The organism is Pseudomonas sp. Pso3, assembly GCF_055393275.1.
Window position 1 is genome coordinate 3,397,645 of sequence record NZ_AP043687.1, and the last position, 20,073, is coordinate 3,417,717.

Here is a 20,073-nt window from a genome sequence, read left to right on the forward strand (position 1 = left end):
TAGAACTACCTTTTGTGTACCGGCGACGGTCGTTGTTTGGGAAGGGCGAAATAGAAGGTCGCGCCCTCGCCGATGGCACCCTCGGCCCAGACGCGACCGTCATGGCGCTCGATGATGCGTCTGACACTGGCCAGACCGATGCCGACCCCTTCGAACTCATCGGCATGGTGCAGGCGCTGGAAGACGCCGAACAGCTTGCCCACATAATCCATGTTGAAACCGACGCCGTTGTCTCGGACAAAGATGATGTCCTCGGAATCGCTCGGCAAGGTGCCGATCTCGATCACCGCCGGCTCTTCGTAGCGACTGTATTTGATGGCATTGGCCAGCAGATTGCGCAAGGCGAGATGGACGAAGGCGGCATCGGCGATGACGACAGGCAGGGGGCCGATGTGCCACTCCACCTGCCGCTCGGCATAGTCCGGCGCCATCTCTTCGCGGATGGCTTCCACCAGGGCGGTGAGATTGACGTCGGAATAGCGGATCGCGGCCCGCCCCATCTGCGAGAAGCTCAGCAGGTTGTCCACCAGGCTGCCGGCGAAGCGCGCCGACGAACCGATGTTCTCCAGGAAACGCCGCCCCCGGTCCGACAGCTTGCCACCTTCGATATCGCCCAGCAGCTCGGCATAGCCGGCGATGTGGCGCAGCGGCGCCCGCAGGTCGTGGGACACGCTGTAGGAAAAGGCCGCCAGTTCCTTGTTGCTGCGCTGCAGCTCCTCGGCCAGCTCGGCCATCTCCTCGGCCTTGCGCAGGACGATCCCGCGCACCGCGTTGCGCAATTCGATGGCGCTTTCCAGCTCCAGCGGCGACCAGGGTAGCGACAGCCCCCGTACCGTCTCCTGCCAGAGCACGAAGCTCTGTCGGGGCGACAGACGCCCGTCGCTGCCTTCCTGCTTGGTCGGCCGGCCGGCCCAGTTGACCACCTGCACCAGCTCGCTGCGGAACCAGATCAGGTAGTGTGAATGCAATTCGGAAATGGGGACGGCGAGCACCCCGGCCGCATGCTGGGCCAGTTGGGGGAGCTCGGCGATGTCCTTGGCCAGGTTGTCGGTGACGAAGTGGTCCTTGACGTTGACCGACAGCCACTCGACCAGGCTGTCCACCACCTCGCGCGGCGGTACCTGGCCGATCAGCTCGGTCCCGTCGGAGGAGATGATGGCGGCGCCCTGCGCCCGGGCGAAATCCAGGAAGACCTGCGGCAGCTCCAATAGTCCCTGGCAGACGCTGTCGCGGTCGGCCATGGTCGAGAGCATCTGCACCATGGATTGGCGCAGCGCCAGCCGGCGATCGGATTCCGCATGGGTCTCGGCGGCATCGATCTGCAGCGACAGCACCCGGCCGAACAGCTCGCAGGCGGTACGCGTCTGGAAGGACACCCGCTGGGGTTGACGGTCGTGGCAGAGCACCAGGCCCCAGAGGCGATCACCGACCACGATGGAGATGGACATGGACGCTAGGGTGCCCATGTTCCTCATGTACTGCAGGTGCACCGGCGACACGCTGCGCAGCTGCGCGAAGCTGAGATCCAGCGGCTGCCCGGTCAGCGGATTGGTCTGCGGCTGCAACGGCGAGGGCTGGTAGTAGGCGTTGCCGATCACCCGGATGCGGTTGGCCAGGTACAGGCGACGCGCCTGGGCGGGAATGTCCGAAGCGGGAAATCTCAGGCCCAGATAGCTGGGTACCCCGGGATCGCACTCCTCGGCCAGCACCTGCCCATGACCGTCCTCGTCGAAGCGATAGATCATGGTGTGGTCGAAACCGGAAATACGCTTGGCTTCGCGCACCGCGAGCTTGGCGATGGCGTCGACGGTTTCGGCCTGATGCAGCTGTTCGATGAACACCCGCACCATCGGATAGAGGGTATTGAGACCGAGACGGCTGTCCACTGGCGCCTCAAATTCGACGATCAGCACCCCGCCGAAGCGGTGCATGAACAGCGCGAAGGTCTGCTGCCGCGGTCCCAGGGTCACATCGCCCTGATAGATGGGGTTCTGCTCTTCCTGGGTCAGGGCATGAAGCATGGCCGGCAGATCCCGTTCCGGCAGCAATTCGCCGAGGGTGCGACCCAACACCTCCTCCACGGCGACCCCAAGGTACTCGCGGACGTTGGCACTGGCCTGGACGATGCGCAGATCCGGCTCTTCCACGGCGAACAGGAAGCCATGTTCCTGGATACTGCCGGGAATATGGATCGGCTCGTTGGCGCAATCGGCCAGAGCGTCGGGCTGCGTCTTGGAGGGTGACTCGAGCGCCAAACCGGGAACCTCATGTGATCGGAAAGAAGCGCAGGGAAAGCGGTGCGCCGAAACGGAAACAAAGGTCATTCAGACTATCAGACCCTGGGCAGGAGGCGAAGCGAAACGGCGCGCAGCCTGAACAGCGACATGCGCGGCGACACTCTCTCGCCGCGGGTTGGAATCTTCTCCGTCGGCCTTCGGTCGGAGCTGGTTTAGCCCCAGGATTCTGCCCATGTCCTTGCGCCGCGCCCTCCCCCTGGCCGCCCTGCTGCTGAGTCCGCTCAGTCAGGCCGAGCCCCTCTACGGCGAACGTCTCGAAGGCTTCGACTACGACTATCCGGTCAAGACCTTCAGCTTCGACTCCCAGCGCCAACCGTTGGAAATGGCCTATCTCGACGTCGCGCCGAGCGGAAAACCGAACGGCCGGACCCTGGTGCTGTTGCACGGCAAGAACTTCTGCGCCGGCACCTGGGCGCAGAGCATCCAGGTGCTGAGCGCTGCCGGCTATCGGATCGTGGCCCCGGACCAGATCGGTTTCTGCAAATCCAGCAAGCCAGCCCACTATCAGTACAGCTTCCAGCAACTGGCCGCCAATACCCGGGCGCTGCTCGACCACCTGGGCATCGCCCGGGCGACCCTGATCGGCCATTCGACCGGCGGCATGCTCGCGACCCGCTACGCCCTGCTCTATCCCGAGGCCACCGAACAGCTGGTGCTGGTCAACCCCATTGGCCTCGAGGACTGGAAGGCCCTGGGCGTACCCTATCGCAGCGTCGACCAGTGGTACGCCCGGGAACTGAAGACCTCCGCCGACGGCATCCGCGACTACGAGCGCAGCACCTACTACGCCGGCCAGTGGTCCCCGGCCTACGAACGCTGGGTGACGATGCTCGCCGGTCTCAACAATGGCCCCGGCAAGGAAAGGGTCGCCTGGAACTCGGCCCTGATCTACGACATGATCTACAGCCAACCGGTGGTCTACGAATTCGCCCGACTGCGCATGCCCACCCTGCTCATGATCGGCCAGCGAGATACCACCGCCATCGGCAAGGACGCCGCGCCGGCCGCCATCAAGGCGCAGCTGGGTCATTATCCCGAACTGGGCAAGGCGGCAGCGCGGCGCATCCCCCGGGCGACCCTGGTGGAATTCGAGGACCTGGGCCACGCGCCCCAGATGCAGGCACCGGAGCGCTTTCACCAGGCCCTGCTGCAGGGGCTGAGCGCCCTCAAGGCATCCTCGACGCAGCCCCAGCCCTGATCGAATCCGAACGATGAAAAAAAGCGGCGTACCCGAGGGTACGCCGCCTTTTTTCATGCCCTGAGAGACGACGCTGCCCACGAACGCCATTCGTGGGCAGCGCCTGCCTCAGGCGCTGCTGCTGGCCAGATCCGCCAGTTCACGACTGGCGACGCTGTACATCGCATAGTCCTGACCGCTGGCATTGCGCAGATCCACCAGCAGACCCCGCCAGCGCTCCACGGCTGCGCGATGGCGCTCCAGCCACAGCGCGAGCCGCGCTTCCGGATCGCTCGGCGCCTCGCTCAGGTTGAGCATGGCGATGGTGATGGTGCGCTGCTGCACATCCACCTCGTCGCGGAAGGCCTCGCGCGCCAGGGCCTGCCAGGCATTGGCCACCGGCAGCTGGTTGAGCTGTTGCTGGTACCAGGCCAGGTCCAGCACATCACCCGCGGCGAACCAGGTAGCCGCCACTTCCAGCGGATCCTGGGCGGTGACCTCCGCCGCCTGGATCACCGGCAGCAGGGTGTAGATGTGGTTGGTCCCGGCGACGACCCGCGCCAGCAGCTCGGGTACGCCCGCCTCGGTATAGGCGCGGAAGCGCTCTTCCCAGTCCTGACGCGGCTCGCCCTGCAGCAGTTCGTCCAGACGCACCCCCAGGGCGGCGATGCGCGGCCCGAAGAAGGCCGCCACGGCGCCGGCATCCAGGCCGCTGCGATGGCTGCGCAGGAACCAGCGGGTCGCCCGCCGGCCCAGTCGCATCAACTCGCTCATCAGGCGCAGCTGCAACTCCGCCGGCACCTGATGATCCAGGGCCTCCACCTGACGCCACCAGTGCGGCAGGTGCAGGACGTCGCGCATCACCACATAGGCGCGGGCGACATCGGCTGCGCTCATGCCGGTGGATTCGCACAGGCGCTGCACGAAGGTGATGCCCATGTGGTTGATCAGGTCGTTGGCGATCTGGTTGGCGACGATCTCGCGCTTCAGGCGATGGCGCGCCATCGCCTCGGGGAACTGCTCGGTCAGGCGCTGCGGGAAGGCGCCCTGCATGTCCCGGGCGAGGTATTCGTCGTCCGGCACCGAAGAGGCCAGCAGTTGCTCCTTGAGGTCGATCTTGCTGTAGGAGATCAGCACCGACAGCTCGGCCCGGGTCAGTCCCTGTTCCTTGGCCGCGCGCTCGGCGAGCACCTCGTCGCTGGGCAGGAACTCCAGGGTGCGATCCAGCTTGCCACGCCCTTCGAGGTCGACGATCAGCCGCTGGTATTCGGCCAGGTGCGTCCGCGCCCGGTATTCCGCCAGCGACAGGGCACCGGTCTGCATGTAGTTGTTGGCGACCACCAGTTCGCCGACCTCGTCGGTCATCTCGCCCATCAGCGTGTTGCGCTGCTTGACGGTCATGTCGCCGGCGGAGACCACGTCGCCCAAGAGGATCTTGATGTTGACCTCGTGGTCGGAGCAGTCCACGCCGCCCGCGTTGTCGATGAAGTCGGTGTTGCAGGCACCGCCGTGCAGGCCGAACTCCACCCGCGCCAGCTGGCTCATGCCCAGGTTGCCACCCTCGCCAATGACCTTGGCGCGCAGGTCGCAGCCGTCCACGCGCAGCGCGTCGTTGGCCTTGTCGCCGATGTCCGCATGGCTTTCGAAGCTGGCCTTGACGTAGGTGCCGATGCCGCCGTTCCAGATCAGATCCACCGGTGCCTTGAGCAGGGCGTTGATCAGCTCGTTGGGCGTCAGGTGATCGGCCTGCAGATCGAAGCGCGCCTTCATCTCGGGACTGATGGCGATGCGCTTGGCACTGCGCGGGAAGATGCCACCACCCTGGGAGATCAGGCTGGCGTCATAGTCGGTCCAGCTCGACCGCGGCAGGTTGAACAGCCGTTCGCGCTCGACATAGCTGCGCTCGGCGTCCGGATTGGGATCGATGAAGATGTGCAGGTGGTTGAAGGCTGCCACCAGCTCCAGGCTGCGCGAACGCAGCAGGCCGTTGCCGAAGACGTCGCCGGCCATGTCGCCGATGCCCACCACGGTGACCGGATCGGTCTGGACGTCGATGCCGCGCTCACGGAAGTGGCGCTGCACGCTGACCCAGGCGCCCCGCGAGGTGATGCCCATCTTCTTGTGGTCGTAACCCGCCGAACCACCGGAGGCGAAGGCGTCGTCGAGCCAGAAGCCATAGTCCTGAGCGATGCCGTTGGCGATGTCGGAGAAGGTCGCGGTGCCCTTGTCGGCGGCCACCACCAGATAGGGGTCGTCGCCGTCGTAGCGCACCACGGCAGCCGGCGGGACCACTTCACCGTCTTTCAGGTTGTCGGTGATGTCCAGCAGACCGCTGATGAAGATGCGGTAGCAGGCGATGGCCTCGGCCTGGATGTCGTCGCGGGAGCCGCCGGTGGGCAGACGCCGTGGCACGAAGCCACCCTTGGCGCCCACGGGGACGATCACCGAGTTCTTGACCTGCTGCGCCTTGACCAGGCCCAGCACCTCGGTGCGGTAGTCTTCCTCGCGATCCGACCAGCGCAGGCCGCCGCGGGCGACGTTGCCGAATCTCAGGTGCACCCCTTCCACGCGCGGGCTGTAGACGAAGATCTCGTAGCGCGGCACCGGGCGCGGCAGCTCGGGAATGGCCTTGGGATCGAGCTTGAAGCTGAAATAGGCCTTGGGCTTGCCAGCGGCGTCGGTCTGGAAGACGTTGGTTCTCAGGGTCGCCTTGATCAGGTCCAGGTAGCGCCGCAGGATGCGGTCCTCGTTGAGCACCGCGACATCGTCGAGGGCACTGAGGATGGCCTGCTCCAGGCGCTGCTGCTTGTCGTCCAGGTCTTCGCTGGTCATACGCCGCGCCAGGTAGAACTTCATGCGGAACAGCCGCACCAGTTCCCGGGCGATGTCGACGTGGGCGTTGAGGGTGGCGGCGATGTAGCCGATGTCGAAGCCGATGCGGATCTGCTTGAGGTAGCGCGCATAGGCGCGCAGCACCGCGACGTCCCGCCAGGGCAGCCCGGCGGTCAGCACCAGGCGGTTGAAGCTGTCGTTTTCCGCCTGCCCGTCCACCACCTGGACAAAGGCGTCCTGGAAGGTGTCATTGAGTTGCTGCAGATCCAGCTCCAGGCCGGCCACGGTGGTGAAGGCGAAGTCATGGATCCAGTAGCGGCGGCCATTGCGATGGCGCAGCTCGTAGGGAAATTCGCCGAGCACGCGCAGCCCGAGGTTTTCCAGGATCGGCAGGACGTCCGACAGCGCCAGGGGCGTATCGGCGTGATAGAGCTTGCAGTGCAGGATGTTGTCGCCGGTCTGGGTCAGCGGCTGGTAGAAGCCCATGGCCAGGCGGCGCTCGTCGCTGAGCGCCAGCAGGTGGCGCATGTCTACCACGGCCAGGTGCGGCGCGAAGCGCTCGCGATAGCCGGCCGGGAAGCCCAGCGGATAGTCGGCGAGGATGGAGGTGCCCTGGGCTTCGCCGAAGCTGTCCACCATCAGGCTGGCGAAGTCGTCCTTCCAGCTGCGGCAGGCCTGCACCATTTCCTGTTCCAGGCGCGCCGGATCGACATCCTGCGGCTGCAGGGGATCGACGCGCAGGATGAACTGCACCCGCGCCAGCACGGATTCGGAGAAGAAGGTCCAGAATTCGCAGTCGGTGCCATGCAGGCGATCCATGAGGATCTGCTGCATGCGCTGGCGCACCTCGGTGGAATAGATGTCGCGCGGCACATAGGCCAGGCAATAGAAGAACTGGCCATAGGGATCGCGGCGCAGGAAGACGCGCACCTTGCTGCGCTCCTGGATCTGCACGATGGCCATGGCGGTGCTGAACAGGTCGTCCACCGGAGTCTGGAACAGATCGTCCCGCGGCAACCCTTCGAGGACCTGGGCCAGTTCCTTGCCCAGGTGGGCGCTGCTGTCGAAATCGGCGCGGCGACGCACCTCGTCGACCTTGCGGCGGATATAGGGAATCTCGCGCACGCTGTCGTTGTAGACGCTGGAGGTGTAGAGACCCATGAAGCGGTGCTCGCGCACCACCCGGCCACTGGCGTCCACTTCGCGCAGGGAAACGAAATCGGGATAGGCCGGGCGATGCACCCGGCTCGGGTCGGCCGCCTTGGCGAAGGACAGCAGCACCGGTTCGCGCAGATAGCGCAGCGGCTCACCGGACAGGGTGATCTCGGCGGTCTCGGGGCGACCGCGCAGGCGCCGCGACAGGCCGAGCAGGGAGTCGGGCACATAGCGTTGCACCGCGGTCTCGCCGTCGCCCTCGACGGTGAATTCCTCGTAGCCGAGGAAGGTGAATCTGTCGTCGCGCAGCCAGTCGAGGAAGGCCTTGACCTCGGACAGTTCGCCCTCCTCCACGCCGGCCGGACGCCGATCCAGCCAGCTCAGCAGGTCGGCAACCTTGGTCTTCATGGCGGCATAGTCGCCGACGGTCAGGCGCACTTCACCGAGGATCTCCTGCAGCGCCGCCTCCAGGGTGCGCAACTCGCTGGTTGCGGCACAGCGGTCGATCTCGAGGAACATCAGGGCTTCGCGGGTCACCCCTTCGCCCTGCTGGCCCTTGGGCAGCAGCTCGAGCAGACGACCCTGGGCATCCCGGCGCACGCTGAGGACGCTGTTCTGCAGGGTATGGACACTGTAGCCCTGGCGATTGAGCTCCATGCGCACCGAGTCGACCAGGAACGGCGAATCGGCGTGCAGCACCTCCACCACGGTGTGGCTCGATTGCCAGCCGTGTCGTTCGTAGTCCGGATTGAAGACCTGGACCCGCGGCTCGGACGGATCGAAGACATCCAGCAGACGCCAGGCCGACAGTACGCAGCCGACCAGATCGGAGAGCCGACGCTGAGTGAGTTCTTCCAGCGGGACGATGCCGAAGAACTGGGCGGTGAAGCGCTCCAGCTGTTCGAGGGTATTCCCTTCGACATGGGCCGCGAGGGCATTCTTGAGTTGTTGTTGGAAATCCGCTTGGCTGGCAGCGGTGAAAAACGCCATAACCGTACTCCGTCCTGAAGGTGCTGTGGGCTTCGCTCCGCAGAGGACAGGCCTCTCCCGGAGCGAGTTCCACAGGGGACGAGGCCGGACTGCACCAAAAAAGTGCAAAGATGCAGTGCGGCTAGAGTAGCCAACAAAGACAGCTATGCACGTACGTCAGGGCGACAACAAGATTCAGCTGCGGAACGGATCTCAATAGTGCGGTGGCGGCGCCTCGTCCGGCAGACCACCGCCACCCGAACTCTGCAGCTCGGCCTGGCGCTCGGCCAGGACGCGAATCTGGGCCGCGCAGCGATCCAGCGCCCGCTGCTGCTCGACGATGATGTCGTTGAGGGTCTGAATGGTGTCGTCCTGGAAGGCCTGGCGCATTTCCAGGTCGGCGATACGGTCTTCAAGGGTCATGCCTGTGTCTCCTCTTCGAGCAGCACCCGCCAGCGTTCCGCAGCGGCATGGCCGGCTTCCGCGGTATGGGGCTCGCGTGGCGAGTGCCCCCATACCGGGCCGGGCCAGGCCGGATCGCCCTCCTGCCGCAACAGGACGTGCAGGTGCAATTGCCTGACGACGTTGCCCAGAGCACCGATGTTCAATTTTAGATCCGGCTGCGCGTGGCGCAACACCTGGGCAACAAGTGTCACCTCTCGCCACAGTTGTGCCTGATCCTGGGGTGACAGGTCGAGGATCTCGGTAACACTTTCGCGCCGGGGTACCAGCACCAGCCAGTCATAGCGCCTGTCGTTCAGCAGCAATACCTGACACAGCGTCAAGGACGCCACTTCCAGGGTATCGCCGGCCAGCCGTGGGTCTATTTGGAACATCTCATCTCCTGCCAACACCTGTCGGCACTAAAAGTGTGCACAGCTTTGTGCAAGTGAAACCTTTGGTGTCACAAAGGTGCAACCAACCCTTCCGAAACTGCCCATTGCCCGGGGAGCGGAGCAGCGATAGACAGGCGGGCTCAGGGATTGAGCGTTTGTGCACGCTTTTTGCTATCACGATCCGGGTACGACGATCGGACGGGAACTCTTAAAGAGCTTTCTTAAGAGTCACGGTTAATCCGCTCATCACACGCAAAATTTTGATGAAGCCTATCGCCCCTCCGAGAGAGGTGCTATATGTGCCGCCATTAGAACAAACAGCCACGGCTGACACGATGGCTGACTTTCAACCCAAAGGAGCATTTCTGATGCAAGCGATGAAGTGGAGCATTCTCGCCCTGGCCGTAGCCGCAGGGACCACTCAACTGGCTTTCGCCGACCAGCAGTCCGAGTCCAAGGGCTTTGTCGAAGACAGCAAGCTGACCCTGCTGAACCGTAACTACTACTTCAACCGGGATCTCAAGAACGGCGCCAACGATCGTAAAGATTGGAGCCATGGCTTCCTGATGAACTACGCATCGGGCTTCACTCAGGGCACCGTGGGTGTCGGTGTGGACGCCTTCGGCTACCTGGGCCTGAAACTGGACGGCGGCCGCGGCCACGTCGGTTCCGGCAACCTGCAGATCGACAGCGACGGTCGCAACAAGGACGAGTACTCCACTGCTGGCGCCGCCGTCAAACTGCGCGTCTCCAATACCGTCCTGAAGTACGGCAACGTGCAGCCCACCTCCCCGGTCTTCGCCGTGGGTGGCAGCCGTCTGTTCCCGCAGACCGCTACCGGCTTCATGCTGACCAGCGAAGAAATCGCGAACCTGTTCCTGGAAGCCGGCCACATCACCGCTGCACGTGACCGCACCAACACCTACCACGACGGCAACATGGGTTCTGCCTACACCGGCATCACCTCCAGCTCCGCCGATTACCTGGGTGGCAAGTACAAGATCAACGATCAGCTGAATGCGTCGCTGTACTACGGCCGCATGGAAGATCTGTGGAATCAGTACTACGCCAACGTCAACTTCGTGCAGCCGTTGGCAGCCAACCAGGCGCTGACCTTCGACTTCAACTACTACTACACCAAGGACGCTGGCAGCGCCAAGCTGGGTGACTTCACCAACAACGCCTACTCGCTGGCCGCCGCTTACAGCATCGATGCCCACACCTTCACCCTGGCCTACCAGGGCGTGAGCAGCGACTCGCCGTTCGACTACGTCGGCGTCGGTGGCAAAGGTGCTACCACCGGCAACGGTGGCGACAGTATCTTCCTGGCCAACTCCATCCAGTACTCCGACTTCAACGCCTCCGGCGAGAAGTCCTGGCAGGCGCGCTACGACCTGAACATGGCGACCCTGGGCGTACCCGGCCTGAGCTTCATGGCCCGCTACATCTACGGTCACGACATCGACGCGCCCAAGGGCAGCACCGCCTACGCCGGCCTGTATCAGGATGGCGACAAAGAGCGCGAGACCAACGTCGAAGCCAAGTACGTCCTGCAGAGCGGCCCGGCCAAGGACCTGTCCTTCCGCGTCCGTCAAGCCTGGCACCGTGGCGACGCCAGCACCGGCGGCACCGTCAACGAGTTCCGCCTGATCACCGAGTACCCGCTGAACATCCTCTAATAGAGGCCAGCGTCACTCGCACGATCCAGCAGCCCGGCATTCGCCGGGCTGTTCTTTTCCGGCCTCCGGTCGGCGCCACCCGCGTCCCTGTACGCCCTGCCCCACCCCGCCGTACAATGCCGGTCCCGTCTCGATGCCGACAGACCGCCTAGCCATGCGTACCAGCCAGTTCCTGCTGTCCACCCTCAAAGAAACCCCTTCCGATGCCGTGGTGATCAGCCACCAGCTGTTGCTGCGTGCCGGCATGATCCGCAAGCTGGCCTCGGGTCTCTATACCTGGCTGCCGCTGGGCCTGCGCGTGCTGCGCAAGGTGGAAGCCGTGGTGCGTGAGGAAATGAACGCCACCGGCGCCCTGGAGGTGCTGATGCCGGCGATCCAGCCCGCCGAGCTGTGGCAGGAATCCGGTCGCTGGGAACAGTACGGCCCCGAGCTGCTGCGCCTGAAGGACCGTCATCAGCGCGATTTTTGCGTGGGCCCGACCCACGAGGAAGTCATCACCGACCTGATGCGCAACGAGTTGAACAGCTACAAGCAGATGCCGATCAACCTGTACCAGATCCAGACCAAGTTCCGCGACGAGATTCGCCCGCGTTTCGGCCTGATGCGCGGCCGCGAGTTCGTGATGAAGGACGCCTATTCCTTCCACCTGAACCAGGCGTCGCTGCAGGAAACCTACGACGCCATGTACCAGGCGTACTGCAACGTCTTCAGCCGCCTGGGTCTGAATTTCCGTCCGGTGCAGGCCGACAACGGCTCCATCGGCGGCAGCGGTTCCCACGAATTCCATGTGCTGGCCGGCTCCGGTGAAGACGACATCGCCTTCAGCGACAGCTCCGACTACGCCGCCAACATCGAGAAGGCCGAGGCCCTGCCGCGGGAGACCGCGCGGGGTGCCGCCACCGAGGAATTGCGTCTGGTCGACACCCCCGACACCAAGACCATCGCCGATCTGGTGGAGAAATTCGGTCTGGCCATCGAAAAGACCGTGAAGACCCTGGTCGTGCGTGGCGCCGAGGAAGGCACCCTGGTCGCCCTGGTGGTGCGTGGCGATCACGAACTCAACGAGATCAAGGCGGCCAACCTGCCGGAAGTCGCCAGCCCCCTGGTGTTCGCCACCGAGCCGGAGATCCGCGCGGCCATCGGCGCCAGCCCCGGTTCCCTGGGCCCGATGAATCTGTCGATTCCCTGCATCGTCGATCGCTCGGTCGCCCTGATGAGCGATTTCGGCATCGGCGCCAACCAGGAAGACAAGCACTACTTCGGCGTGAACTGGGAGCGTGATCTGCCGCTACCCCAGGTCGCCGATCTGCGCAACGTGGTGGCCGGCGATCCGAGCCCCGATGGCCAGGGCACCCTGGTGATCAAGCGCGGCATCGAAGTGGGCCATATCTTCCAGCTGGGCACCAAGTACAGCGAGGCGATGAAGCTGTCGGTACTGGGCGAGGAAGGCAAACCCACCACCCTGACCATGGGCTGCTACGGCATCGGGGTGTCCCGCGTGGTCGCCGCCGCCATCGAGCAGAACCATGACGAGCGCGGTATCCGCTGGCCGGCTGCCCTGGCGCCCTTCCAGATCGCCCTGGTGCCGATGAAGTACGAGAACGCCGCGGTGAAGGAAGCGACCGATCGCCTCTACGGCGAGCTGAAGGCCGCCGGCTTCGATGTGCTGCTGGACGACCGTGACAAGAAGACCAGCCCTGGCGTGAAGTTCGCCGACATGGAGCTGATCGGCATTCCCCATCGCCTGGTGGTGGGTGAGCGCGGTCTCAACGAAGGCCTGGTCGAATACAAGGGCCGTACCGACAGCGACAGCCAGAACGTCGCCCTGGCCGAGATCGTCGGCTTCCTCAAGGCCCGCTGAGGGCTACCGCTCCAGGTCAGGCGTCCGTGCGCCTGACCTGGAAATCGGTCAGGCCTGCGCAGGCCACCTCTTCCAGCTCCACCCCGGTCACCTCGGCCGCTGCCGGCCCCTGCCAGAGCCAGAGTTCCAGCTGGGCAAGGGCTTCGATCGAACCTTCCAGGTGGCATTCCACCCGGCCATCCGCCAGATTCCGCACCCAGCCGGTGACGCCCAGTCGCTGCGCCTCCTGCCGCGTGCTCTCGCGATAGTAGACGCCCTGGACGCGGCCACTGATCAGGCCATGACGTGCCGATTTTGCCATCATCGTTGGGCTCCTCGTTCTTCCAGCGCCGGCGCAACCTTGAGCCACTGGGCCACGCTCCCGGCGAGCAGTTCATGACGCTGTGCCTGCAGCCGCGCGAAGGCCTCCTGCAACTGCGGATACCAGTCACCGGGAAAGCGCTCGGCAGGCGGCCAGCAATCCGGCGCCGGCGGTGCCCAGGGCGCCCGATCCAGCAGATCCAGCAGCGCATAGCCATGCAGGTCGCGGCAGAGCACCCAGTGGCCGCTGTCGTTCTGGCACACCAGGCGTTCCTGCTGCAGGAACGCCAGCACCGCATGCCATTCATGCTCCGGCAGCTTCCAGCCCGCCTGGTGCAGCCGCCCCAGGTGCAGACTGGAACCGCTCTGCTGCCGTTCCAGGAAAGCGCGCAGCACGGCGAGCAGGATGAAGAAGGCCGGCAGCGGCGCGCGGCGCCAGTGATGGGTGGTGGACAGGCTGCAGACCACCTCCGCGCCGAGCAGCACGATCAGCCAGCAGACGTAGATCCACACCAGGAACAGCGGCACCGTGGCAAAGGCGCCATAGATCAGCTGGTAGCCGGGGAAATAGAAGACATAGAGGCCGAACAGACTCTTGGCCGCCTCGAACAGCACCCCGGTCAGGGCTCCGCCGATCAGCGCGTGGCGCAGCGGTACCCGGGTGTTGGGCACGGCGGCGTACATCAGGGTGAAGGCGGCGATGCTGAACAGCAGCGGCGTGACCTTGAGCAGCGCCTGGGCGCCCGACATGCCGTAGGAACCGAACACCAGGGCCACCGAGGCCAGGTAGGTGCTCATGGCGAAGCCGGCGCCCAGCAGCAGTGGCCCCAGGCTGAGCACCGCCCAGTAGAGCAGGAAGCTGGAGACCCCGCGCCGCGGAATGCGTACCCGCCAGATGTCGTTGAAGGTCTTTTCCACCGTCACCAGCATGAAGAAGGAGGTCACCGCCAAGAGCGCCACGCCCAGCCAGGTCAGGTGCCGCGCCTGCTCGATGAAGTTGCGCAGGTACTCTTCCAGGGTCGCCCCGGTGGAGGGCACGAAATTGCGGAAGATGAAGGCCTGGATCTGCACTTCCGTGCCCTGGAAGGCAGGTATCGCCGAGAGCATGGCGAAGGTGACGGTCATCACCGGGACCACCGCGAACAGGGTGGTATAGGTGAGGGCCGCGGCATTGTTGGGGGCGCGGTCTTCGATGAAGCGGTCGGCGAGGTAGCGAACGAAGGACAGCAGTTCACGCAAGCGGGCCGGCATTGGCGGTTCCTCGAAAGGCACGGTCAAGGGCTGGCGCGGCAGTCCTCGCCAACCCGCTACAATGGGCATCTTACCTTCTATGGATCAGCCCATGAGTGAAATCGTCCTCTATCACAATCCGCGCTGCTCGAAATCGCGGGCGGCCCTGGAGCTGCTGCAAAGCCGCGAGCTAGCCGTGTCCGTGGTGCCCTACCTGGAAACGCCGCCGGATGCCGCCACCCTGCGCGCGCTGCTCGCCAAGCTGGGCCTGAAGGCGCGCCAGTTGCTGCGCACCGGCGAGGACGCCTATCGCGAATTGAACCTCGCCGATCCGGCGCTGGACGACGATGCCCTGATCGCGGCCATGGCCGCCCATCCCAAGCTGATCGAAAGACCCATCGCCGTGCGCGGCGAACGCGCCGTCGTCGGTCGTCCCCCCGAGCGTGTCCTGGAGATCCTGCAATGACCCCCGAAGCCTATGTCCTGGTGCTCTACTACAGCCGCCATGGCGCCACCGCCGAGATGGCCCGCCAGGTCGCCCGCGGGGTGGAGATGGGCGGCGTGGCCGCGCGCCTGCGTACCGTGCCGGCGGTCTCCGCCGAGTGCGCCGCCGTCGCCCCGGCGGTACCCGAGCAGGGCGCGGTCTACGCCACCCTCGACGACCTGCGCGATTGCGCGGCCCTCGCCCTGGGCAGTCCGACGCGCTACGGCAACATGGCCGCCGCCATGAAGTACTTTCTCGACGGCACCAACAGCCTCTGGCTGACCGGCGCCCTGGTGGACAAGCCCGCCGGCGTCTTCACCTCCACCGCCAGTCTGCACGGCGGCCAGGAGAGCACCCTGCTGTCCATGGCCCTGCCGCTGCTGCACCACGGCATGCTCATCACCGGCCTGCCCTACAGCGAGAGCGCCCTGCTGGAAACCAAGGGGGGCGGTACGCCCTATGGGCCGAGTCATTTCGCCGGGGCGGATGGCAAGCGCGCGCTGGACGAGCAGGAGACGGCGCTGTGCCGGGCCCTGGGCAAGCGCCTGGCGACCCTGGCGGGTCGCCTGCAGCAATAGCGGGAGCCGGCGCGGCTACCAGCCCATGATTTCCTTGACGAAGGGAATGGTGAGCTTGCGTCGCGCCTGCAGCGACGCCTGATCCAGGCGTTCGAGCATGTCGAACAGGGCGTCCATGCTGCGGGTGTTGCGCGAGAGGATGAAGCGACCGACCTCGTCGGTCAGGTGCAGCCCGCGGCGAGAGGCCCGCAGTTGCAGGGCGCGCAGCTTGTCTTCGTCGGAAAGCGGGCGCAACTGGAAGACCAGCGCCAGGGTCAGGCGCGATTTGAGATCGGCCAGCTGCACCGGCAATTGCCGCGGCGAGGCGGTGCTGGAGATCAGCAGTCGCTTGCCGGCATCGCGCAGGCGATTGAACAGATGGAAGAGCGCCTCTTCCCAGCGCCGCTGCCCGGCCAGGGCGTCGAGATCGTCGAGGCAGACCAGCTCGCACTGTTCGAGGTTGTCGAACAGCTCGACGCCGTAGTCGGCCAGTTCGCCCATGGGCAGGTAGATGGCGCGCTCGCCCAGTTCTTCCAGGCGGTGACAGGCGGCCTGCATCAGGTGGCTGCGACCGGCACCCGCGCCGCCCCAGAGATAGATCAGGCTTTCCGTCCAGCCGGCGTCGGCATCGCAGAGACGCTCGACATAGCCGAGCGCCGCGGCATTGGCGCCAGGGTAGTAGTTGACGAAGGTGGCGTCGTCACGCAGACGAATGCCCAGGGGCAGCTGTAAAGGCATCATGCCGGCTCGAACGGCTCTTGGCAGTTTCGCGAGGGCGCCAAGTCTAACCAAATCCCGGGCCCCTCGCAGCAGCCGCTTCAGTCTTAGGTGTCAGCCCTCATGGCCAGCGGAAATACAGAGTGGTTCGCGCCGGTTGCGCGGCTGGCGCCGGCTGGGCCGCGGGCGGGGTAGGAGCAGCCGTGGCATCGACGGGTGCAGCCGGGGTCGCCGGTGCCGGAGCGGCCGGCGCCGTAGCGGGCTGCAGACCGGCAAGACCGAGTTGCGCCTGCAACTGGTCCGGATTGGCGGTGAGGTCGTAGGTCAGCTGGGTGCCGTCGACCTTGACCAGCCGGCTCGACAGGGGCTCCAGTACCTTCTGCAGCTGGGCATAGCGTTCGAAGTTGGAATTGTCGGCCACCAGGGTCAGCGGCTGGGTCGTGCCCGGGCGGGAGACGAATTTCTTCGACAGGCGCGCGGCGACATCCTGCAGCACCGCAGCGGCCAGGGCATCCTGATCGGCGGCCTGGCTGCTGCCCTGTTCGGCGGCACCGTTGTTCCACAGGCGCCACTGGGCCTGCCAGCCATTGCCTTGGGGTTTGGCGTGGACGGCCAGCAGGGCATTGGCGCCGTAGCGCTCGGAGGCCTGGCGCAGGGCGGTCGGATCGCTGGCGTCGATGTTGGCGGCGGTGCCGGCGAGTTGTTCGTTGAGGTCGGCCAGCGGCAGACGGATCGGCAGACCGGCGCGCTGGGCGCCGCGCTGGACCCCGGTGCTCGCGGGCTGGCCGTCACCGACCAGGGTCGCCCCGCTGTCGGCGTCGTTGAGCCACCAGATCATCACCACCGGACGATTGGCGCCCCATACCGAGAGACCCGCCTGACCCAGGGCCCGCTCGGTGGCGGCCGGATCGAAGTTGACCACCAGCACCTCCGGCGGACCGGCGTCGTAGCCGTACTGGCTGATCAGGGATTCGGGCGCCGCCAGGGCGCTGGCCAGCGCCGGGGTCTGGCCGGCCTGGGGGTTGCCGGTCAGGCGCCCGGCCAGGACCTGCAGGGCGCGCTTGAGGGCGGCATTGCGCTCGTCCGGCTGTTGCGAGGTCACCGGCTCGCGGACCTGGTAGAGGTTGTCCACCACCTCGGCGCGGGCGAGCGGACTCAGGACCAGCAGCGAAGCGAGCAACGGAAGGACGAGACGGCGCATGGCGATTCCATAGAAGGGGCAAGGGGCATACCTTAAAAGCCGCCTGACCCGCGAGCAAGGGCACTGGGTCGCGGGCCGCGCAGAAGGTTGCGGCAGAGACTGCCCGCCCGGCGAACGGGCAGGCGATCTGGCTCAGACCACGGCAGGCTGGCCGGGTGCCATCGCCGCCCGGACCAGAGGCCGCGGCGGGCCGCGTGCTTTGGCACGGCTTCTGGTAAAATCGCCCGCCTCATTGCCGGCTGGCGCCAGCCGGCTCGTTTCGCCATTAGCCAAAGGCCAGGATTCATGAGCAAACAACCCCAGCTGAGCTACAAGGACGCCGGTGTAGACATCGACGCCGGTGAGGCTCTGGTAGAACGCATCAAGGGCGTCGCCAAGCGCACCGCCCGCCCGGAAGTCATGGGCGGCCTGGGGGGCTTCGGTGCCCTGTGCGAGATCCCGGCAGGCTATCGCCAGCCGGTACTGGTCTCCGGCACCGACGGTGTCGGTACCAAGCTGCGCCTGGCCATGAACCTGGCCAAGCACGACAGCATCGGCATCGACCTGGTCGCCATGTGCGTCAACGACCTGGTGGTCTGCGGCGCCGAGCCGCTGTTCTTCCTCGACTACTACGCCACCGGCAAGCTCAACGTCGACGTCGCCGCCCAGGTGGTGACCGGCATCGGCACCGGCTGCGAACAGGCCGGCTGCTCCCTGGTGGGCGGCGAGACCGCCGAGATGCCCGGCATGTACGAAGGCGAAGACTACGACCTGGCCGGCTTCTGCGTCGGCGTGGTGGAGAAGTCCCAGATCATCGACGGTTCCAAAGTGGCTACCGGCGACGCCCTGATCGCCCTGCCCTCCTCCGGTCCGCACTCCAACGGCTATTCGCTGATCCGCAAGATCATCGAGGTGGCCGGTGCCGACATCGAGAACATCCAGCTCGACGGCCAGCCGCTGACCGAGCTGCTGATGGCGCCCACCCGCATCTACGTCAAGCCGCTGCTCAAGCTGATCAAGGACACCGGCGCGGTCAAGGCCATGGCCCACATCACCGGCGGCGGTCTGCTGGACAACATCCCGCGCGTGCTGCCCGAAGGCGCCCAGGCGGTGCTCGACGTGGCCAGCTGGCAGCGTCCGGCGGTGTTCGACTGGCTGCAGCAGCAGGGCAACGTCGACGAGACCGAGATGCACCGCGTGCTGAACTGCGGCGTGGGCATGGTCATCTGCGTGGCCCAGGAGCAGGTCGAAGCCGCCCTGCAGGTGCTGCGTGCCGAGGGTGAGCAACCCTGGGTCATCGGCCGCATCGAACAGGCCGCCGCAGGCGCCGACCAGGTCGTGCTGAACAATCTGAAACAGCACGGATGAGTCCTGCCGACTGCGCCGTGGTGGTGCTCATCTCCGGCCACGGCAGCAACCTGCAAGCCCTGATCGACGCCGCGACGCCGCCCGTGCGGATCGCGGCGGTGATCGCCAACCGCGCCGAGGCCTATGGTCTGGAGCGGGCCCGGCAGGCCGGGATCGCCACCCAGGTGATCGATCACCGCGAGCATGCCGATCGCGAAGGCTTCGATGCGGCCCTGGCGGCCGCCATCGACGCCCAGGGCGCCGATCTGGTGGTGCTGGCCGGCTTCATGCGCATCCTCACGCCGGGCTTCGTGCGGCGCTACCAGGGTCGCCTGCTCAATATCCATCCTTCGCTGCTGCCCCTCTACAAGGGCTTGCACACCCACCAGCGCGCCCTCGATGCCGGCGATGCCTGGCACGGGTGCAGCGTGCACTTCGTCACCGAAGAGCTGGATGGCGGTCCGGTCGTGCTGCAGTCGCGGGTGCCGGTACGTTCCGAAGATACGGCGGAGAGCCTGGCGACACGGGTACACGCCGCCGAGCACCTCCTTTATCCTGTGGCCGTGCGGTTGTTCGCCGAAGGCCGTCTGCGGCTGGGTACCCTGGGTGCCGAGCTCGACGGCGAGGCGCTGCCGCCTACCGGGGCCGAGTTGCCGTCGCTGACGGCCGTGGCCTCCCCTTCCTGATCCAAGGAGAAACTGATGCGACGTCTGTTGTTCCTATTGGCCACCCTCTGCAGCGCCTCGGCCTTCGCCTTCGACCTGCAGCCGTTCACGGCCAGCTACACCGCCGACTGGAAGCAGATGCCGGTCAGCGGCTCGGCCGAGCGCTCGTTGCAGAAGGAAGCCGATGGCCGCTGGGAGCTGAAGTTCGAAGCCTCCATGCTGGTCGCCGGCCTCAACGAATCCAGCACCTTCCGCCGCGAAGGCGAGGCCTTTCTGCCGGATACCTACCAGTACAAGCGCAGCGGCCTGGGCAAGAGCCGCGAAAGCGAGCTGACCTTCGACTGGGCCGGCAAGAAGGTCACCGGCAAGGACAAGGATGATCCGGTCAGCCTGACCCTGGATCGCGGTCTGCTGGACAAGTCCACCTACCAGCTCAAGCTGCAGCAGGACGTGGCCGACGGCAAGAAGAGCATGAGCTACCAGATCGTCGACGGCGACAGCATCGACACCTATGACTTCCGCGTCATCGGACCGGAGCGCATCCGCACCCCGCTGGGTCTGCTCGACACCATCAAGGTCGAGCGCGTGCGCGACCCCACCAAGAGCAGCCGCAAGACCGAGCTGTGGTTCGCCAAGGACTGGGACTATCTGCTGGTGCGTCTCTACCAGCAGGAGAGCGACGGCAAGGAATACCAGACCAGCCTCAAGGAAGGCACGGTCAATGGGCGCACGGTGAAGGGCGCCAACTGATCTGGTCTGCAGGCAAAAAAACGCCCTCTTCGGAGGG

The 20,073-nt window shown here is 65.7% G+C and carries 16 protein-coding genes; 8 read left to right on the forward strand and 8 right to left on the reverse strand.

Going from position 1 to position 20,073, the window contains the following annotated elements:
- Positions 1–5: 5 nt before the first annotated feature.
- Positions 6–2,255: an ATP-binding protein gene (locus ACZ5R1_RS16100; RefSeq protein ID WP_115945972.1), complete on the reverse strand. Its 2,250-nt coding sequence runs from the start codon at positions 2,253–2,255 to the stop codon at positions 6–8.
- Between the two features lie 214 nt (positions 2,256–2,469).
- Between ACZ5R1_RS16100 and ACZ5R1_RS16105 the strand changes: the two genes are divergently transcribed.
- A complete protein-coding gene (locus tag ACZ5R1_RS16105) occupies positions 2,470–3,495 on the forward strand; it encodes an alpha/beta fold hydrolase (RefSeq protein ID WP_027596983.1) in 1,026 nt (341 codons plus the stop codon).
- Between the two features lie 108 nt (positions 3,496–3,603).
- On the opposite strand, the gene ACZ5R1_RS16110 is transcribed toward ACZ5R1_RS16105, so the two are convergent.
- The 3 genes from ACZ5R1_RS16110 to ACZ5R1_RS16120 form a co-directional block, all read right to left on the reverse strand.
- Complete coding sequence (locus ACZ5R1_RS16110) at positions 3,604–8,451, reverse strand: NAD-glutamate dehydrogenase (protein ID WP_464712542.1); 4,848 nt, start codon at positions 8,449–8,451, stop codon at positions 3,604–3,606.
- A 192-nt stretch (positions 8,452–8,643) separates the two neighbouring features.
- Positions 8,644–8,853 carry a SlyX family protein gene (locus ACZ5R1_RS16115; RefSeq protein ID WP_007159300.1) on the reverse strand — a complete coding sequence of 70 codons (210 nt, stop codon included), beginning with the start codon at positions 8,851–8,853 and terminating at the stop codon, positions 8,644–8,646.
- Positions 8,850–9,266: an HIT domain-containing protein gene (locus ACZ5R1_RS16120; RefSeq protein ID WP_027602655.1), complete on the reverse strand. Its 417-nt coding sequence runs from the start codon at positions 9,264–9,266 to the stop codon at positions 8,850–8,852. Before ACZ5R1_RS16120 ends, ACZ5R1_RS16115 begins: the two co-directional genes overlap by 4 nt.
- Positions 9,267–9,634: 368 nt before the next feature.
- Here ACZ5R1_RS16120 and ACZ5R1_RS16125 point away from each other — a divergent pair, with 368 nt between their 5' ends.
- Both ACZ5R1_RS16125 and ACZ5R1_RS16130 read left to right on the forward strand, forming a co-directional pair.
- Entirely contained in the window at positions 9,635–10,945 is a 1,311-nt protein-coding gene (locus ACZ5R1_RS16125; protein ID WP_027602654.1) for an OprD family porin, read from the forward strand.
- 154 nt (positions 10,946–11,099) lie between these two features.
- Complete coding sequence (locus ACZ5R1_RS16130; RefSeq protein WP_464712543.1) at positions 11,100–12,806, forward strand: proline--tRNA ligase; 1,707 nt, start codon at positions 11,100–11,102, stop codon at positions 12,804–12,806.
- Positions 12,807–12,822: 16 nt separating this feature from the next.
- On the opposite strand, the gene ACZ5R1_RS16135 is transcribed toward ACZ5R1_RS16130, so the two are convergent.
- Positions 12,823–13,107, reverse strand: coding sequence for an acylphosphatase (locus ACZ5R1_RS16135; protein WP_464713292.1), 285 nt, complete (start codon positions 13,105–13,107; stop codon positions 12,823–12,825).
- Entirely contained in the window at positions 13,107–14,357 is a 1,251-nt protein-coding gene (locus ACZ5R1_RS16140; protein ID WP_077172148.1) for a YihY family inner membrane protein, read from the reverse strand. Before ACZ5R1_RS16140 ends, ACZ5R1_RS16135 begins: the two co-directional genes overlap by 1 nt.
- A 91-nt stretch (positions 14,358–14,448) precedes the next feature.
- Here ACZ5R1_RS16140 and arsC point away from each other — a divergent pair, with 91 nt between their 5' ends.
- Positions 14,449–14,802: an arsenate reductase (glutaredoxin) gene (gene arsC, locus ACZ5R1_RS16145; RefSeq protein WP_058792381.1), complete on the forward strand. Its 354-nt coding sequence runs from the start codon at positions 14,449–14,451 to the stop codon at positions 14,800–14,802.
- Entirely contained in the window at positions 14,799–15,398 is a 600-nt protein-coding gene (wrbA, locus tag ACZ5R1_RS16150; protein WP_288448834.1) for an NAD(P)H:quinone oxidoreductase, read from the forward strand. The genes arsC and wrbA overlap by 4 nt, the downstream gene beginning before the upstream one ends.
- 15 nt (positions 15,399–15,413) lie before the next feature.
- Here wrbA and hda read toward each other — a convergent pair whose 3' ends face one another.
- The gene (gene hda / locus ACZ5R1_RS16155) at positions 15,414–16,118 is read right to left on the reverse strand and encodes a DnaA regulatory inactivator Hda (RefSeq protein ID WP_017638945.1); all 705 of its coding nucleotides are present in this window, start codon (positions 16,116–16,118) and stop codon (positions 15,414–15,416) included.
- A 97-nt stretch (positions 16,119–16,215) separates the two neighbouring features.
- Complete coding sequence (locus ACZ5R1_RS16160) at positions 16,216–17,295, reverse strand: DUF2066 domain-containing protein (RefSeq protein ID WP_027602648.1); 1,080 nt, start codon at positions 17,293–17,295, stop codon at positions 16,216–16,218.
- Between the two features lie 285 nt (positions 17,296–17,580).
- On the opposite strand from ACZ5R1_RS16160, the gene purM reads away from it, so the two are divergent.
- The 3 genes from purM to ACZ5R1_RS16175 are packed head-to-tail and all read left to right on the forward strand — an operon-like array spanning position 17,581 to position 20,036.
- Positions 17,581–18,642 carry a phosphoribosylformylglycinamidine cyclo-ligase gene (gene purM / locus ACZ5R1_RS16165; protein ID WP_027602647.1) on the forward strand — a complete coding sequence of 354 codons (1,062 nt, stop codon included), beginning with the start codon at positions 17,581–17,583 and terminating at the stop codon, positions 18,640–18,642.
- The gene (gene purN / locus ACZ5R1_RS16170; RefSeq protein ID WP_464712544.1) at positions 18,639–19,307 is read left to right on the forward strand and encodes a phosphoribosylglycinamide formyltransferase; all 669 of its coding nucleotides are present in this window, start codon (positions 18,639–18,641) and stop codon (positions 19,305–19,307) included. The genes purM and purN overlap by 4 nt, the downstream gene beginning before the upstream one ends.
- A gap of 15 nt (positions 19,308–19,322) precedes the next feature.
- Positions 19,323–20,036: a DUF3108 domain-containing protein gene (locus ACZ5R1_RS16175; RefSeq protein ID WP_027596994.1), complete on the forward strand. Its 714-nt coding sequence runs from the start codon at positions 19,323–19,325 to the stop codon at positions 20,034–20,036.
- Positions 20,037–20,073: the final 37 nt, after the last annotated feature.

Coding starts and splice junctions, on each gene's coding strand:
- arsC (WP_058792381.1), top strand. CDS start 14,449: ATGAGTGAAATCGTCCTCTATCACAATCCGCGCTGCTCGAAATCGCGG.
- ACZ5R1_RS16130 (WP_464712543.1), top strand. CDS start 11,100: ATGCGTACCAGCCAGTTCCTGCTGTCCACCCTCAAAGAAACCCCTTCC.
- ACZ5R1_RS16110 (WP_464712542.1), bottom strand. CDS start 8,451: ATGGCGTTTTTCACCGCTGCCAGCCAAGCGGATTTCCAACAACAACTC.
- ACZ5R1_RS16135 (WP_464713292.1), bottom strand. CDS start 13,107: ATGGCAAAATCGGCACGTCATGGCCTGATCAGTGGCCGCGTCCAGGGC.
- ACZ5R1_RS16175 (WP_027596994.1), top strand. CDS start 19,323: ATGCGACGTCTGTTGTTCCTATTGGCCACCCTCTGCAGCGCCTCGGCC.
- ACZ5R1_RS16140 (WP_077172148.1), bottom strand. CDS start 14,357: ATGCCGGCCCGCTTGCGTGAACTGCTGTCCTTCGTTCGCTACCTCGCC.
- ACZ5R1_RS16115 (WP_007159300.1), bottom strand. CDS start 8,853: ATGACCCTTGAAGACCGTATCGCCGACCTGGAAATGCGCCAGGCCTTC.
- wrbA (WP_288448834.1), top strand. CDS start 14,799: ATGACCCCCGAAGCCTATGTCCTGGTGCTCTACTACAGCCGCCATGGC.
- ACZ5R1_RS16105 (WP_027596983.1), top strand. CDS start 2,470: ATGTCCTTGCGCCGCGCCCTCCCCCTGGCCGCCCTGCTGCTGAGTCCG.
- ACZ5R1_RS16160 (WP_027602648.1), bottom strand. CDS start 17,295: ATGCGCCGTCTCGTCCTTCCGTTGCTCGCTTCGCTGCTGGTCCTGAGT.
- ACZ5R1_RS16125 (WP_027602654.1), top strand. CDS start 9,635: ATGCAAGCGATGAAGTGGAGCATTCTCGCCCTGGCCGTAGCCGCAGGG.
- ACZ5R1_RS16120 (WP_027602655.1), bottom strand. CDS start 9,266: ATGTTCCAAATAGACCCACGGCTGGCCGGCGATACCCTGGAAGTGGCG.
- hda (WP_017638945.1), bottom strand. CDS start 16,118: ATGATGCCTTTACAGCTGCCCCTGGGCATTCGTCTGCGTGACGACGCC.
- purN (WP_464712544.1), top strand. CDS start 18,639: ATGAGTCCTGCCGACTGCGCCGTGGTGGTGCTCATCTCCGGCCACGGC.
- purM (WP_027602647.1), top strand. CDS start 17,581: ATGAGCAAACAACCCCAGCTGAGCTACAAGGACGCCGGTGTAGACATC.